The sequence below is a fragment of the Paenibacillus alkalitolerans genome (assembly GCF_016482785.1).
GTDB lineage: Bacteria > Bacillota > Bacilli > Paenibacillales > YIM-B00363 > Paenibacillus_AE > Paenibacillus_AE alkalitolerans.
Map to the genome: position 1 here is coordinate 1 of NZ_JAEMXM010000019.1, position 16,790 is coordinate 16,790.

The following is a 16,790-nucleotide window of genomic DNA, read 5'->3' on the forward strand; positions in this document are numbered from 1 at the left end:
TGTGATAGATGGTAACAGTCTATCAGCCTAGATAGCTATACGCTCTGATCTAGGATGAGCTAATGAGCTAGCTCTTAACTTAGCAGTTGCACAAAACAGAAATGGCCTGCGTGCGTTAACTAGCTAAGAATCCCACGGCTTTAGCCGTGTTGGAGGCTCAATATAAACTTAGCGGGCAGCTACCGCTCAAAGAACATTTCCGTGTGGAAGCGGTTGTGCTGCGTGAAGTATTCACGAATGCGGGAAGGGCGGCCGGCGTCATCGCGCTGATGGTGACGAGCCTCTTCGTTAAGGGCGACGCTTTGACATGGGTGATCACGACGATTGCGTTGCTGCAGCTAATGATCGGCCGGCTGGCGTCTGAAGATTTCCCAAAGAGGCGTTCGGCCGTTAGAGGGAGGTCAAAATCGGGCTTCGGATAAAGCGATAATCATTAGATTAGGTGTTGTCGCGAAGCTCCCGTATTCATGCCCCGGCATAAAAATTGATTGTTTACGTAATGATAGCGCTTCCATACAATCAGGTTGTCTCACGACGCCACATTACGATGGAAGGGGAAAGGAAATGAAGATTAAGAAGCATGCAAGAAAGTTTCTCGGGCTGGCTTTGGCGGCGGCATTGACTGTAACGCCTTTGCTTTCGGTACTGCCGAACGAGGCTCGTGCCGAGGAGACAAGCTCCGGCGAACCGGCCGTAACCGAAACGTTCGACAGTCAGGCAACAGGAGATGTGCCCGCCGGTTTTTCGGTTTCGGAAGCCGGCGGAACGGTGCGGATCGCGGCGGTTCCGGACGAATCGAACAAGAGCGTCCATTTGAACGACACAAGTGAAACTACGAATGTAATGTTGAGCAAATCGTTCGAACCGCTTGCGGGTCTGGTTACGATGCAGTTGAAGTTTATGCAGCAGACTTACACAAGCGCCACGAAGATCGTTCGGATAAAGGGAGACGGTAAAATAGCCGTAGTCCTTGAAACGAACGGGGGAAGCATCAATTACCGCAATGCCGACAACACGTTCCAGCCGCTTTCGGAGGCCGTGGCGGGCACTTGGTACGACATCAAGATTGAAGCGGACGTTTCGGCTAAAACCGCTGACGTATATATCGGCGGGGAACTGAAGTTGGATGACGCCCCGTTCAATCAACCGGCGGACCGGATCGATTACTTCGAAACGTTCACGCCAAACAGCAAAACCATAGGACATTATGTAGACGACATTATAGTGGCAGGCGACCCTTACGTTGAAGAACCGCCTGCTCAAGAGCCCGGCGACGGCGGCGGCGACCCGACTCAAGAACCGGGGTCTTCCTTCGATAAAATCTATGAAGCCGAGGATGCAACGCTCTCAGCGGCGTTTGTTGACAACAAGCATCCCGGTTATACCGGTACCGGCTTTGTGGACTATAATCCGAACGCCCCGGGCGGTTGGATCGAGTGGACCGCGGATGTCCCCGCCGCAGGCGAGTATACACTGCAGTTCCGTTACGCGCTGGGTGCGATGGAGGACCGGCCGGCGGAAATCAAAGTGAACGGCAATGTGGTCAATCCTTCACTCAGTTTTCCTTCGACCGGCGACTTTATAATCTGGGGGACGACTTCCACGAAAGCGGCATTGAATGCCGGAACCAACGTCATCCGTGCAACCGGTATAGGACCGAGCGGCGGAGCGAATATCGACCATCTTCGCATCCACAATAAACCGGAAACCGACGGGCCTCCGGAGGTTGTTCTTGAAGAGGTCGAAGTGTCAGATATAATCGGCGGCCTGTTGATGAAGAAGCTGAAGACGTTGGGCATCATCGCTTCCGAACAGCCGGCGGACCGGCCGATTCCGCGCATTGAATTTATGTCGCTTTTGAACGACACTCTTGGGTATTTCGACGAGGATACGTTCAAAAACTTGGAGCCGGAAACGAGCGTATGGGAAAAATCGCTTGAAGAATGGGACGCTTACGTGCTTGAAGCCGCAGAACATGCAGGCTATGTCCAGGCCGGCTCAGACGGCTTGATCCGAGCCGAGGATCCGCTTACGCGCGTCGATGCGGCGAAGATGATCGCGAACGCATTGGATTTGGTTCCGAATCCGGATGACAGTAACGCCGCCATCGGCGCTGTCGTCCGTGCAGGATACATGTCGGCGAAAGACGGCAAAAGCTTCGGCGAGGAAGATCTCCTGTCCGCCTCCGAAGCGGCGGCCATCGCGGAGCGGATTGCATCTAAAAATCAAGGCGCAGAGCATGTTCGCGTCGCAGGCGTGCATGTCGTCGCGAGCAACATTGCAGCCGTATCATTGAACGGTAAGCTTGAAGACGTTGAGTATAAAGATCTCGTACTTAGCACACCCGGCGGCACATGGAAATCGCTTACTCCCGCGTTCAAAAATTTGCAGCTGAAAAAAGCCGCAACGGCAGCGAACCGTTTCGGAAACACGGTAATCTTCTTTGAGACGGTGGAGACGTTCGGCGAGGACGCAACGATTGTGAACGACAAGCAGTCCGGCGGATTTGCCGGAGATCTTAATGAAGCCATTGCGAAGGCAAACAATCTAGTCTCGTGGCAAATGGATCATGGTGGATGGACGAAGAGCATGCCATACGACCGGCCATGGGACGGAGTGGAGAAGAAATCTTCCCAGTTCAGTCCTGACGGCATAGAGCTTGGAACAATTGACAACAACGCGACGATCAACGAGCTTCGGTTCATCTCCCAAGTGTACCGCGAAACAGGCGATGAGACGTTCAAGGAAAGTGTGCGCAAAGGCATCGGCTTCCTGTTGGAAATGCAGTACGAGACGGGCGGATGGCCGCAAGTGTATCCGCAGCGCGGAAATCCGGGCGACGGCGTCTACTACTCCAATTACGTCACATTTAACGACAATGCCATGATCAACGTGCTGGACATCATCGACGACATCGTGAACAAGAAATATCCGTTCGACACGGACCTCATCGACGATGCGACGGTTGAGAGCTTGAAGCAGGCAAGGGACAAAGGAATCGAGTACATCCTTAATTCACAAATCGAGGTGAACGGAGTGTTGACCGCGTGGTGCGCGCAGCACGATCCGATCACATACGAGCCGAAAGGCGCGCGAGCTTACGAGCATCCGTCCATATCCGGTTCCGAATCGGTCGGCATCGTCCGCTACCTGATGTCCCGTCCGAACCAGACCGACGAAATCAAGCGTGCCGTTGCAGGCGCGTTGCAATGGTTCGACGATGTGAAGCTGGAAGGCATCCGTTATGTGAGCAGAGACCCGAACGGAGTCTACTTCGTGGAGGATCCGAATTCCGTCACATGGTACCGGTTCTATGAAATCGGTACGAACCGCGGAATCTTCTCGGGCCGTGACGGTATTATCAAGTACAGCATTCAAGAAATCGAACAAGAACGCAGAGACGGTTATTCTTGGGGCGGCAGCTACGCAAAGCGTCTGTTGGAAGTCGCCAAGTCCACCGGCTACTATGAAAACCGCGTATATGCAAGTGTGGTCGATACGAAGTCGATTGACGCAAGCGGAAGAACGCTCATGTCCGGCGATCTCAAGCAGGTGAAAGATTTGAGAGAACAATTGAGCGCGCTGCCGAGCCGCCTCGTCGTCGCGAAAGACGGCTCCGGCGACTATACGGCGGTCCAGGCGGCCGTGGATGCGGTGCAAGCGAACAACACGGAGCGTGTAGAAATATACATTAAAAACGGCGTGTACAAAGAAGTCGTAACCGTGCCGGCCAATAAACCGTTCATTACGATGATCGGAGAAAGCGCGGAAGGAGCGGTCATCACCTACGACAACTATGCGAGCCGCGATCGTCCGACCGGAGGAACATACGGGACGAGCGGAAGCGCCAGCATGTTCGTTAACGGCACTGATTTTACCGCGAAAAACCTGACGATTGAAAATTCGTTCGACGAATCTGCCGGGGGCAGTCAAGCGGTCGCTCTGAACGTACGCGGCGAACGGCACAAGTTCATCAATGTCCGCTTTATCGGTAACCAAGATACGCTGTTGACCAACGGCGGGACGCAGTATTTCTATCAATGCTACATCGAGGGCGATGTGGACTTCATCTTCGGCGGTTCGCGGGCGGTATTCGAGGAATGCGTCATCCACTCGCTGGACCGCGGCTCCTCCACGAATAACGGCTACATAACGGCTGCCAGCACGATGATCACGGAACCGTACGGCTATCTGATTTTAAACAGCAAGCTGACAAGCGATGCGGCGCCCGGCACCGTCTGGTTGGGTCGCCCGTGGCACCCGGGCGGAAATCCGGACGCAATCGCAAGCGTAGTATATATGAACACCGAGATGGGAGCGCACATCAACCCGATCGGTTGGACGGATATGTCCGGGTTCTCGGCAGCGGATGCCCGTTTCTACGAGTATAAAAATTACGGTCCCGGCGCGGTTATCACTGACACCCGCCGTCAACTGACGGATGAGCAGGCTGCAATGTGGACGATTGAGAACGTGCTGAAAGGCTGGAACCCGAAAGCGGAATAGTTACACGCGATCACTCTCGCTTGTAGTGGGAGTGATCGACTTTTTTCAAAAGAGGCGGTTTGCTATGATCGTTGCGGCGGATGGAAGCGGACATTTTACAAGTATTCAAGAAGCTGTCGACCATATTCCGGACGACGGTTCCGGCGATGCGGTCATTTTTATTAAAAACGGTGTCTACAAGGAGAAGCTGCATGTCGAAAAGCGTTCGTTGCGCTTGGTCGGCGAATGTTCAGAACATACAATAATTACCTGCGACGATTATGCCAGAAAGAAGTTTCCGGATGGCAGCGAGTATGAAACGTTCAACTCTTATTCCGTATTTATTGGGGCGGACGATATTACGGTAGAAAACATTACTATGGAGAACAGTGCAGGAAGGGGCGAAGCCGTCGGGCAAGCCGTGGCGGCGTATGTCGACGGGGATCGGGTACATTTTAGAAATTGCAGGTTTTTGGGGCACCAGGATACGTTGTTTACCGGACCTTTGCCGGAAAAGCCTCTGAAGAGGGACAGCTTCGGAGGTCCGAGAGACGGGGCGCCACGGCGGCACGGTCGGCAGTTCTATGAAAATTGTTTCATTCAAGGCGATGTGGACTTTATTTTCGGATCGGCGACCGCGGTTTTTCAGCATTGCGAGATATTTACGAAAAATCGATTAAAAGACGGCGGCTGCACGGGAATCAACGGGTGGATTACGGCGGCTTCGACTCCGGAAAATGTTCGTTTCGGATATGTGTTTATCGATTGCAAGCTCACAAGCGACGCGCCGCCGCAAAGCGTGTATCTGGGCAGACCGTGGAGAAATCATGCGAAGACGGCTTTCATCGGCTGCTGGATGGACGGACATATCCAGCCGGAAGGATGGGATAATTGGAGCAAGCCCGAAAGCGAGCGAACGGTAAATTATTGCGAATTCAACAGCAGGGGACCGGGAGCCGTAACGGATCAACGGGTAAAGTGGGCAAAAACGTTGACGATGGAGGAAGCGGAGGCTTTCACATTGAATAATATACTATCCGGCAGCGACGGATGGAATCCGGCGGACCGGGCCGAAAGAACAATTGATTGAAAAAATCGTTACATTCGGGAAGGATGGACTGTACATGAAATTATGGGAAAGCGATGTTCCCGGTTACCGTTCGGAATATCCGGGCGAGCCTCCGACAATTACCCCTTATTTGCTTGAGCAGAGCGAACCCCATAGCGCCGTGATCGTATTGCCGGGCGGAGGCTACGGCGGCAGGGCGCAGCATGAGGGCGAACCGGTCGCGCGTTGGCTCAATCGAATCGGCTGCTCCGCCTTTGTGGCGAACTACCGGGTTGCCCCGTACAAGCATCCGTACCCTTTAACGGATGCCCAACGCGCCATCAGGCTTGTCCGATATCACGCGAAAGAATGGAACATCGATCCGGATAAGATCGGCATACTCGGATTTTCCGCTGGAGGACATCTGGCATCTACCGCAAGCACTCATTTCGATTACGGAAATGCAGCCGCGGCAGATCCGATCGATAGAATGAGTTCGCGGCCCGACGCTGCGATTCTATGTTATCCGGTCATTTCGTTCGGCGAGCACCGTCATCACGGATCGATGGTAAACCTGATCGGAGAAAATCCGCCGGACGAGCTGAGGAACGGCTTGTCTAACGAGCTGCAGATCACGCCGGGAACGCCGCCGACCTTCTTGTGGCATACGGCCGACGATGGGGCGGTGCCGGTGGAAAACAGCCTTATGTATGCGAGTTCGTTAAGAAGAAACGGCGTTCCGTTCGAGCTGCATATATTCCCTAAGGGCAGGCACGGACTGGGATTGGCCGAGGGAGACCCGCACGTATCCCAGTGGACGGAGCTTTGCGAGATGTGGCTGAAAGATATCGAATTTATTGGAAGCCTCAGCGTTCCCTCGAGATCGAAATAGGCTGACTCCTTAAGGAGTGCGAGAGTATTACCGCTCGAATCGGTATGAAAGAATGGCGCCGATTTGAGCGTTTTTTTTCGTAATTTTCTATATGCTTAAGAGTAAAACAATGTTACGATTTAAGAAGGTCTGTGCAATTATTATTGTATACATAATAGGGGTGTTATCATTGCATATAGGTATCGATTTGGACAACACCGTGCTTGATGCCACAACCGCATATTTGCACTATTACAATAAAGCGTCGGGATTATCGATGACACATGACGATGTGAATGAATTTCACCTGTACCGTTTGTACGGATGGGATGAAGAACAGCATAGAGATGTTTACAACCGGTACGGTCACGATATTCACTGGAACTCGGAGCCATATCCGATGGCAGTCGACGTAATCCGGCAGCTGTTTCAACAACATCAAATATCGATTATTACCGCCAGACCCGTGATGTTTCGGGATGTTTCGATCGAATGGTTGAAGCGCCACGACGTTCCTTATCATAATATTGTTTTGACCGAAAATAAGCTTGAAGAATGTATCCGGTCAAAAGCAGACGTGTTGATCGACGACGGTCCGCATTACGCTAAGCAATTCGCAGAGCAACGAAAACCGATTATTTTGATTGGACAACCGTATAATACGGATGTAAACAATGAGTATGTGTTCCGAGTTACAGATTGGGTACAAGTCGCAAAGCACATTGATTTAATGACGTTTAACAAAACTTTATAATCAGGGGGCATTTATGAACGAAGAAAAAATAACATATGCACAAGCGGGCATTAACATTGACGATACCGATGCGGTCAAGAAGGAAATGGCAAAAAGCCTAGAGTTGAACGAAAGCCGGGTTCTGAATTCTCTCGGCGCATTCGCCGCTTTGTACGACATTAAGTTCACGGAGTATGAACATCCGGTATTAGTAATGAAAACAGAGGAACCCGTTCGAAGCAAAAGTTGGCATTCCAGTATAATCGAGTAAAATCGATTTGTTACGACATGATCAATCATTTGATCAATGACATTAACCTGTTCAAGCTGATTTACAAGATTGGGAATGTGGACGAGGCGGATATGCTGAGAACGTTCAACATGGGGGTCGGAATGATTCTCGTGATCGAAGGCGGTATACTTGAGAATGTTCAATCACATTTACAGCAGTTTGACTTGCGCGGCTACGAGATCGGTACGATCGTAAGCGGAGAGAAGAAGGTTGTTTTTCGAAATCGGTTGAATTGGGAGGAACTGCCTGCCTAGCAGCAGTTCCTCTAATGACGTTTGAAGTTTACTCATGTATGTGCTCGACCGATGCAAAGCAATCTAATGCATAGCTTTTCCCGTCGTGCGATACCCGTGTTATTGAGCATTCCGAAACCAAGCTGCTTTGTTCCGCTACAAAAGAAGGGTGCCACTTATTCAGCACTTCTTCAGAAAATACATTCACCAAATAATCGGTTATTAATCCCCCGTGCGTAACAATTACATTGTTAGTTTTCGGATGTTTCCCTGCTATTTCTAATATAAATGATGACAGGCGGTCACCTGCCTGCCGCGCGGAATCACCCACGTGAGGCAAGTAGTCACGCTCGCGTGTGCAGCGCTCCCACATCGCAACAAACTCATCGAAGGTTTGCTCCGGCAATTCTCCCCAATTGGCGCGTTCGCGCAAACGGGTATCCTCTGTGAAACGTATTTTTGCCTCTGACGCTATGTACGACGCTGTTTCTTTTGCCCGTCTTAGCGGACTTGAGAATACGGCGTGTATCGGAATACCGCGAAAATAGTGCGCCGTTGCTTGAGCTTGTAATATACCTTTCGGCGATATCGGGACGTCACCGATCCCCTTCTCCTTTATCGCATGCCTCACCAGATAGAAGGTCGTATTCATATAGATGTCCCCCAATGGAAATAAAGATGATAAACATTGTATCGCCATAATACCGCAAAATGCAGCAAAAATAATACGGTAGTACATAATTGGGAAATTACCCTTGATTTATTACGGAACCGTCGCTATAATTTACAAAAATAACAAACCTTCGGCGATGACCAAAGACACGATTTCCTTCAAGGACTGCACAGAGAGAGGAGCCTCGGCTGCAAGCTCTTCCTGATACCGGTCGGAAATTACCCCTTTGCAGCTGTGACATTGAACCCGTAGGCATACAAGCCGCGTCAGTAGGTGCTGCCGGTTCATCCCCGTTAACGGATGCTAATAAGGACTTGCATCATTTTGCAGGTTGAATTAGGGTGGAACCACGAGCAGAACGCACTCGTCCCTTGGGATGAGGTGCGTTTTTTGTTTTATAACACAAATAATGATACAGGCGATAACCAAAGACATGATTTCCCGCCAGGACTGCACAGAGAGAAGAGCGGTCGCTGCAAGCTCTTCCTGACACCGGCCGGAAATTACCCCTTTGCAGCCGTAAAATTGAACCCGGCGGCTTACAAGCCGCGGCAGTAAGTGGAACCGGTTCATCCCCGTTACCGGATGCTAATAAGGACTTGCATCGCGATCATGCAAGTTGAATTAGGGTGGAACCGCGAGCACAGCGAATGAAACGCACTCGTCCCTTGGGATGAGATGCGTTTTTTTCTTTATCTCTTAATGAAATGGAGCGATGTACGATGGCAGCGATTAAAGTTACACTTCCCGACGGGGCGGAAAGACAGTTCGACAGAGGTACTACGATTGAGCAGATTGCCGAATCAATCAGCCTCAAACTGAAGAAGCAAGCGATAGCAGGCAAAATGAACGGCAAACCCGTCGACCTCGGAACACCGATTGAACAAGACAGCAATATAGAAATTGTTACGCTCGATAGCCAAGACGGCCTTGAGATATACCGGCACAGTACGGCGCATCTCATGGCTCAAGCCATTCAGCGAATATTCGGGCGAAAAGCCGTCAAACTCGGAATCGGGCCCGTAACGGAAGATGGTTTCTACTATGACATAGATATCGGGAAGCCGCTCTCCATTGACGATCTTGCCGCAATCGAGAAAGAGATGGAGAACATCGCGCAAGAGAATTTACCGATACGGCGCCGCGCCGTCAGCCGTGAAGAGGCGGTGCGCATATTCCATGAACTTGAAGATCCGCTCAAGCTCGAACTCATCCGGGATCTCCCCGATGACGCCGTAATCTCGATCTACGAGCAGGGCGAATTTGTAGATCTTTGCAGAGGACCGCATTTGCCGTCCACGGCCCATATCAAATCTTTCAAGCTGTTGAACGTTGCCGGAGCTTACTGGCGCGGCGATTCCAACAATAAGATGCTTCAGCGCATATACGGAACGGCTTTTCCAAAGAAAACCCAACTGGATGAGCAACTGCATTTGCTCGAAGAAGCGAAAAAACGCGACCACCGCAAGCTCGGCAAAGAGCTCGGTTTATTCATGTTCTCCGATGAAGCGCCGGGCATGCCTTTTTATTTGCCGAAGGGCATGATCATTCGCACGGAGCTCGAAAATTTCTCGCGGCAATTGCAGCAGCAGCGCGGTTACGACGAGGTGCGCACTCCGCTCATGCTGAAGAACAGGCTGTGGGAGCAATCCGGCCACTGGGATCACTATAAAGAAAACATGTACTTCACGGACGCGGATGACACGAAATATGCGCTAAAACCGATGAACTGTCCGGGACACATGCTCATCTACAGGAACAGTCTTCATTCCTATAGGGATCTGCCTTTGCGTATTGCGGAATTCGGCCAGGTGCACAGGCACGAATATTCCGGTGCGTTGAGCGGAATGATGCGGGTTCGGACATTTTGCCAAGATGATGCGCACATCTTCGTCCGGCCTGATCAGATCGAAGACGAAATCGGCACGGTTATTGAGTTGATTGATCTGATATATAAAGTGTTCGGCTTTGAATACACAATGGAATTGTCGACGCGGCCTGACGATTCGATGGGTTCCGAAGAGCTGTGGAATCAGGCGGAGACTTCATTGCGAAACGTGCTGTCATCCCGCGATGCCGATTATCGTCTCAATGAGGGAGACGGCGCCTTCTACGGACCGAAGATCGATTTCCATATCCGTGACGCTCTTAATCGGAGCTGGCAGTGTGCAACGGTGCAGCTCGATTTCCAAATGCCCGAGAAGTTCGATTTATCGTATATAGGAGAGGATAACCTGAAGCACCGGCCGGTTGTGATTCACCGCGCGGTTTACGGTTCGATTGACCGCTTCATTGGGATCTTGACGGAGCATTACGGCGGGGCTTTCCCGCTGTGGCTTGCCCCTGTACAGGCAAAGGTGTTGCCCGTATCCGAGAACTATCTTGAATATGCGCTTAAAGTGAGTGCTTATTTGCGAAGTGCAGGAATTCGAGCGGAGGTTGATGCAAGCAATGAGAAGCTGGGTTATAAAATCCGTGAAGCTCAACTGGAAAAGGTCCCCTATATGCTGATTGTCGGCGAAAATGAGCGACAATCGGCGACGGTATCCGTTCGAAAACGGGGCGAGGGCGATTTAGGTTCGATAAGTCTCGAAAGCATTGCGCAGCAAACCATTGAGGAAATTAATTCAAAAAAATAGTCCGAAGTCTCAATCTATCAAATTATTGGAAAATAGATAGACATGCAGTCAAACAAGCGATATGCAACATATAAATATATTCATAGATTAAGAGAGGAGATGAGCGTGAGATGACGAGTGTTTTGCCGAAAGTGTTGGCAATCGGGATCCCTTGCAGCGGTATAAATCTTCTCAGTCAAATCGTAGTTGGAAATCCCTTATTGACTGAAGGGTTATGGGTCAATCAATGGTATGAAGATTCTGAAGACATGTACAAAGATTTGAAAGAAACGAAACCGGGCGAGGTTAGATTCGGCCATCTCTACTATACGTCACAATTAAAAATATATTTGAACGAGAATGACTTTCGCAGATTCTTCATCTACAGAGACCCGAGAGATTCGATCGTCTCGTATCTCTTTCATGTAACCGCCTTGGAAAAGACACATGCGCATCATAAATATTTCGTCAATGCGTTGAAGGACGACGAAGATAGGCTTATGAAATTGATTACGGGATTTGCCGAAAGCAAGGACATCGCAGCGCAATACGGACTGGAAGAGTTGGGCTACGGCAATGTCACTCACCATTTCTTGCCGTACTTGAGGTGGCTTGAGGATCCGGGCACCTGTGCCGTGCGGTACGAAGACTTGGTGAACGGCGGCGAAACCCGAAGAAAGCAGATCATTAGAATGATTGATTATTTATGGGATCGTATTGGCGGCGCCGGATTGGATAAAGAAATCCTGGCTTCAGCGATGGAGAAAAATTTGTATCCCGGTATGTCCGGTCAATGGAAACAGTATTTTAACGAGGAGCACAAGTATGTATTCAAAGAACTGGCCGGCGATTTGCTGATCTACCTCGGTTATGAGGACGATACGGATTGGTAATATTTTAAAATAATAAGGAGAATTTCCTTAAATATGGAAATTCTCCTTATTATTTCATTGCGGCTTGGCTAACACTTTGATAAACGCCGTATCCGGAATGGAGTAGGAATCGGGAAGGCAACGGATGACGGTTCTCCATTCTTTGGTGTAGAAGACGGAATCCGTTTCAAACTTTAGTATGCCGGACGCCGCATTCGACGCTGCCCGTTTGTCCCGGATTAAGCCGTATTTTCCGTCCAGCTCCGGTTGCTCCATAGGTATACGACCCCGGATGTCCGCCGATGTAATGACCCGTTCGTAAACGTCCAGCGTACGCTCGCATAGCAGCTTGGAGGACCACTGCTTTGCTCCAAAGATCTTAGCGTTATTCCCCAATTGACGGCGAAGCTCCGAGTCGCTAAACAACAGGTTTAAATGATGAGCCAATTGCGTCGCGCTTGATTTTTCAAAGATCAATCCGGTTTTTCCATGCTCTATCATTTCCGGAATTCCTCCGCCATTCGACGCCACAACGGCTTTGCCTGCGATTTGCGCTTCCATTACGGCATGCGGAAAATTGTCTTCAATCGAAGCGAGAACCATGACATCCGCTTTGTGCAAAAGCGCAGGCACGTCCGACCGGTTTCCCATAAAATCGATGCAATCCGCCACCCCTTTTTCAACGCAATACTTTTCAAGCTCGCTTCGCAATACTCCGTCTCCGATAATCCAGCATGTGAAATCGTTCCGGTGTTGTTTCAGAATGCCGATTGCGTCTATTAGCGTTCTATGGCCTTTTTCGGCGGAAAGTCGCGCCGGGCAGGCGATAACGAGCTGCCCCGGCGCTTTGTGGACGGGCGGATCGGGGTCTTCTTTCATCCGTTCTAAGAAAGCGGCCGCATCCATGCCGTACGGTATGACTGCCTCCATCTTTTGATGCGGAACTCCAAAGCTAAGACTTAACTCTCGCCGCAGCCAATCGGACGTTGCAATGACTTTGTCCGCCGACACCGTCCCGTAGTATTCTTCAGCGCACACATATTTCCAGCTTAAACTATCTTTGCTTGTAATATCTCCGGCAAAAAGATGCACGTTCGCCACAAGCCCCTGCAGTGTGTATACGAGAGGTATGTGTGCCGGCTTGACTCTTCGCAATGCGCGGGTTGCAACGATGTCCTGCGTATGAATTATGTCATATTGCTTTAAGTCGAATAAAGCGGCGCACAATTCAAAGGTATACCTCTCAATTTCCCGCCAGCGGATCCACGGTTCCACATGCGGCAAGTTCTTCAAATAATAGCCGTTCATCTCATTGAATAGACCGTCTTTTATTTTTGATTTTTTCACTGATTTTCCATTTAACTGAGTGTCGCGGCTTTGCAAATAAATTTGCTGCATATCGGGATGATGAGCCAGAATATCTACTTGGTGGCCGACCCGTTCGAGCTCATTTTTCAACAAATACATGTATGTGCTGACGCCTCCGACATGCGGCATATACCAATAAGTCGCAAATAAAATTCTCAAACATATCACCCGTTCTATGAACTTAATGATAGATCAATATATTCTATGTGCCGCAAGCCTTTTTGCTATGAAACAAATAACTCAATTTAGAAGAGGTTTGGCTGAAAACTGATAGAATAATACTCGAGTGAAAAAACAACGGGGGACTTTTCTATGAATAATTCGTCTTTGCTTCACCGTATATGGAAATACAGGAAGGAAGTTCCTGACGTCCGAGGTATTTGTCGGGCAGATCAGGAAGTTGTAGCCGGTTGTTTCATCCATTTGCCGGATAAATAATATACGGAAAATACTGCGGTTGAAACGGTAAAAGCGATGGGAAAGCTCCACCATAACGCTGCCAACCCATTTTGATTTGCTAAATAGTATGCAAGCGGTATTTGAATCCCCCATAAAGTAATGATCGTTATGAGCATAGGTGCGATCACGGCTCCTGTGGCCCTTACTACGCCAGCAATAACAAACGTAACACCAAAAAGTACATACGACCATAACGTAACAATGATAATATGTTTGGCTATATCAAACGATCGCCCTGCTCCCGGAAGGAACAGCGATAGAAGTTCATCCCGGAAAACGATGCACAAGAAAACGATGACTCCCGTAAGCAGAATGTGGAACCCTATGCCTGCCGCTGCAGCGCGGTGAACCCTTTCCCATTTCCTTGCACCGACGCTTTGCGCAACCATCGATGTTAATGCTCCGCCAATGGCAATGCCGGGTATTTGGATGTATGCGATGATTTGATTCACCGCGCCAAAAGCCGCTGCTGCTTCCGACCCGAATGAGTTGACTAGATGAATCAGGGCAAGAACGCTGGCCGTGGAAAAAATCATCTGCAGTCCCATTGGAATCCCTTTTACCGATAAATACTTAACGATATCCCAATCCATTGTAAGAACATGCAAATCGTGTTTCGTTATTCGCAAAAAATATTTTTTGGTATACAGATAAAGGATGAACAGTAACAGACTTAGAAATTGTGCGATTGCTGCAGCCAACGAGGAACCTGATATCCCCAGTTCGGGAATCGGTCCGAGCCCCAATATAAATACGGGGTTAAGCGCAACATCTAACCCGACGGACAGAATGAGGAAATAAAACGGTGTTTTAGAGTCGCCTGCCCCTCTCAACACAGCCATTGCATAATTGAATAAAAAAGAAAACGGGATACCGATAAAAAGTATGCGTGTATAAGCGACCGCCATATTTTTTATGTCGGACGGGGTATTCATCAAAGTCAAAATCTGCGATGTAAACACTGCTCCAATAATCGCTAAAAAGAGGGATATAACAAGAAAGAATACAGCGCTTGTGCCAACTACTTTTTTCGCCTCTCCAATGTTTTGAGAGCCAACGTTTGTTCCGATCATGATTACGGTTGCCATCGCAAGACCGAATATGGAACTGATTAAGAAAAACATAAGAATATTAGCGGTTGATGTGGCGGCTAACGCTTGCTGGCCCAAAAACTGTCCTACCCAGATGGAATTCACGAGTCCGTTGAGCGACTGGAGGGCATTCCCCAACAAAATCGGCACGGAGAAGAGAAACAGTGTCTTGCCGATTGGCCCGGTCAATAATTGAGATTTATTGTCCACTACATTCGTCTCCTACGGTTGTTTGTTCCGTCGATACTCCGTAAACCCGCTCACCCTTTGATCAATTGCTTGCTGACTCATTCCAAAAATTTCAGTCAAAAGTCGGGTACATTCGGGAATTGAAAAGATTTGGTTATCACGTGTTGAAACTGGGGAAGAAACCTCTTGGAGTAAAGAAAGAAATACCGTTTCCCTAAGTTGGTCAAATTGCTGCTCCGTCATGACCTCGCTTAATTTGCGATCTTTATTTTCCGAATAATGCGTCACTTACATCGACTCCTTTGGATTCATAATGCCCCGAAAAAAAACATTGGTTAGGTGACGGTTGAATTCGTCTAACGGCATCTTCTTTACTTCAACCATTTCTTTATACAAATGAGGTTCAAACAAATTAATAAATGCGGTGGACATAAATTCGACGGGCATGTCGGGATCAAACATCCCGGTTTGTTTCCCTTCCTCCAACATTTTATTAATTCCACTAAATATTTTGGATAAAATATCGTTTACTTCCGCTTCCCGAGCTTTAAATATGGATGTCATATCAGGATTGCCGTTCAACAGAAATTGGAAAAATGTTCCCGACACTTCGCGTTTCAATAGCAATTCCAGCTTCTCTTTCGGATTGCCACGATGAGCCGCAGCTGCTTCAACAGAGCTTAAAAATGAGTGCATTTTCGGTTCAACCAAGGTAAACACCAAGTCTTCTTTCTTAGGGAAATGAAGATACAGCGTACCTTTGGCGATTCCTACTCCGGCCGCGATGTCATCCATATTCATATCGTGATAGCCCTTCTCAAGAAGAACGGCTTCGGCAAATTCGAGAATGAGCCGCTCCCGTTCCAGCCGTTGTTTTTCCTTTAACGACATTTTTGTGTTCATTGCAAATGAGCCCCCAAAATGAATTATAACATTAAAAAATGACTTTAAAGTCATTATATGATACGCGGTATTATAATTCAATCATTATTCTATTTCCATTCGCTAATTACACGCGATGAGTCCTTCGATATTGGGAAGGGCTCATTTTTATTGTCTCGGAAAACACTCTGCTCAAATAAAATCCGCTCTCGTAGCCGCAACGTACGGCAATTTGGTCGATCGTCAAATCCGTTTCCGCGAGCAATGACTTCGCCTTCTGCAAGCGGATGGATTTCAAGTATTGCGATGGAGTCGTCCGGAAGGCGGCTTGAAAACGTCTCGTGAACTGCACCGGACTCAAATAAAACGATTTGGCGATTTGTTTGAAATTTATCGATTCGAACGCATTCGTCTCAATGAGCCGGATCGCTTCGGACATGAGCGCATCGTCGGTTGACAGCTCGGCGGCCGGGCGGTGTTCCTTGTTTTCGATGCAGAATAATTGCCATATGTCGGTCAATAGATGGCTTTTCCATTGGAATGCGGTCGCATCGTGACGATGGCTGTACTGGCGGAGGTATGCGTAATTTGCGTTCAACCGCTTCGTATCGTTTAGACTGACTTTGAACGCGGGCATAACCGGATCGGATGACCCGGTATCTTCCCATGAAAACAAAATGAAATGAAAAGAAACCGGCGTAACGGTCTCCCTCCCAAATTCCGTTCCCGGAGGACAAAATACAAGATCCCCGAAGGATGCCGTTCCCGCATTCCGGTTAATTTCGTAGCGAAAACTGCCGTCTTCCACCGCAAATACGGCCCAAGTCGGGTAAATGTCTTTGCGCAGTAAAAAATACGGTTTCTTATTCCAATAAGTGTGGCTGGAGACAGCCGGTTTCCACGTTATCATATTGTCCCAATCCACATGCTCCGACCGCCTTTAAATTGTGAAATTTTGTGCATAGTATATGATAAA

At 49.0% G+C, this 16,790-nt stretch carries 15 protein-coding genes; 9 read left to right on the forward strand and 6 right to left on the reverse strand.

What is annotated here, in order from left to right:
* Positions 1-149: 149 nt before the first annotated feature.
* From JET16_RS22530 to JET16_RS22560, 7 genes are all read left to right on the forward strand, one after another.
* Positions 150-422, forward strand: a complete 273-nt coding sequence (locus tag JET16_RS22530) for a hypothetical protein (protein ID WP_199620687.1) — start codon at positions 150-152, stop codon at positions 420-422.
* A gap of 142 nt (positions 423-564) precedes the next feature.
* Positions 565-4,506: a pectate lyase gene (gene pelA, locus JET16_RS22535; RefSeq protein ID WP_199620690.1), complete on the forward strand. Its 3,942-nt coding sequence runs from the start codon at positions 565-567 to the stop codon at positions 4,504-4,506.
* Positions 4,507-4,570: 64 nt separating this feature from the next.
* Positions 4,571-5,575: a pectinesterase family protein gene (locus tag JET16_RS22540; protein ID WP_199620693.1), complete on the forward strand. Its 1,005-nt coding sequence runs from the start codon at positions 4,571-4,573 to the stop codon at positions 5,573-5,575.
* A 34-nt stretch (positions 5,576-5,609) separates the two neighbouring features.
* On the forward strand, positions 5,610-6,425 hold the full coding sequence (locus tag JET16_RS22545; protein WP_199620695.1) for an alpha/beta hydrolase: 816 nt from the start codon (positions 5,610-5,612) through the stop codon (positions 6,423-6,425).
* Between the two features lie 169 nt (positions 6,426-6,594).
* Entirely contained in the window at positions 6,595-7,158 is a 564-nt protein-coding gene (locus tag JET16_RS22550; RefSeq protein WP_199620697.1) for a 5' nucleotidase, NT5C type, read from the forward strand.
* A 13-nt stretch (positions 7,159-7,171) separates the two neighbouring features.
* A complete protein-coding gene (locus tag JET16_RS22555) occupies positions 7,172-7,408 on the forward strand; it encodes a hypothetical protein (protein ID WP_199620698.1) in 237 nt (78 codons plus the stop codon).
* Positions 7,409-7,425: 17 nt separating this feature from the next.
* A complete protein-coding gene (locus JET16_RS22560; protein WP_199620700.1) occupies positions 7,426-7,683 on the forward strand; it encodes an AIR synthase-related protein in 258 nt (85 codons plus the stop codon).
* A gap of 28 nt (positions 7,684-7,711) precedes the next feature.
* Here JET16_RS22560 and JET16_RS22565 read toward each other — a convergent pair whose 3' ends face one another.
* Positions 7,712-8,314 (reverse strand): histidine phosphatase family protein, encoded by a 603-nt coding sequence (locus JET16_RS22565; protein ID WP_199620702.1) that lies wholly within the window; start codon positions 8,312-8,314, stop codon positions 7,712-7,714.
* A gap of 743 nt (positions 8,315-9,057) precedes the next feature.
* On the opposite strand from JET16_RS22565, the gene thrS reads away from it, so the two are divergent.
* Together thrS and JET16_RS22575 are read left to right on the forward strand one after the other, a co-directional pair.
* Entirely contained in the window at positions 9,058-10,974 is a 1,917-nt protein-coding gene (thrS, locus tag JET16_RS22570; protein ID WP_199620704.1) for a threonine--tRNA ligase, read from the forward strand.
* Positions 10,975-11,084: 110 nt separating this feature from the next.
* A complete protein-coding gene (locus JET16_RS22575; RefSeq protein ID WP_199620706.1) occupies positions 11,085-11,846 on the forward strand; it encodes a sulfotransferase domain-containing protein in 762 nt (253 codons plus the stop codon).
* Positions 11,847-11,900: 54 nt separating this feature from the next.
* Here JET16_RS22575 and JET16_RS22580 read toward each other — a convergent pair whose 3' ends face one another.
* The 5 genes from JET16_RS22580 to JET16_RS30940 form a co-directional block, all read right to left on the reverse strand.
* Positions 11,901-13,352, reverse strand: a complete 1,452-nt coding sequence (locus JET16_RS22580) for a glycosyltransferase family 4 protein (protein WP_199620709.1) — start codon at positions 13,350-13,352, stop codon at positions 11,901-11,903.
* Between the two features lie 233 nt (positions 13,353-13,585).
* Positions 13,586-14,953 carry an MATE family efflux transporter gene (locus JET16_RS22585; RefSeq protein ID WP_199620712.1) on the reverse strand — a complete coding sequence of 456 codons (1,368 nt, stop codon included), beginning with the start codon at positions 14,951-14,953 and terminating at the stop codon, positions 13,586-13,588.
* A 12-nt stretch (positions 14,954-14,965) separates the two neighbouring features.
* Positions 14,966-15,220 carry a hypothetical protein gene (locus JET16_RS22590; protein ID WP_199620714.1) on the reverse strand — a complete coding sequence of 85 codons (255 nt, stop codon included), beginning with the start codon at positions 15,218-15,220 and terminating at the stop codon, positions 14,966-14,968.
* Positions 15,221-15,835, reverse strand: a complete 615-nt coding sequence (locus tag JET16_RS22595) for a TetR/AcrR family transcriptional regulator (protein WP_199620716.1) — start codon at positions 15,833-15,835, stop codon at positions 15,221-15,223.
* A 106-nt stretch (positions 15,836-15,941) separates the two neighbouring features.
* A complete protein-coding gene (locus JET16_RS30940) occupies positions 15,942-16,739 on the reverse strand; it encodes a helix-turn-helix domain-containing protein (protein WP_199620718.1) in 798 nt (265 codons plus the stop codon).
* Between the last annotated feature and the right edge of the window lie 51 nt (positions 16,740-16,790).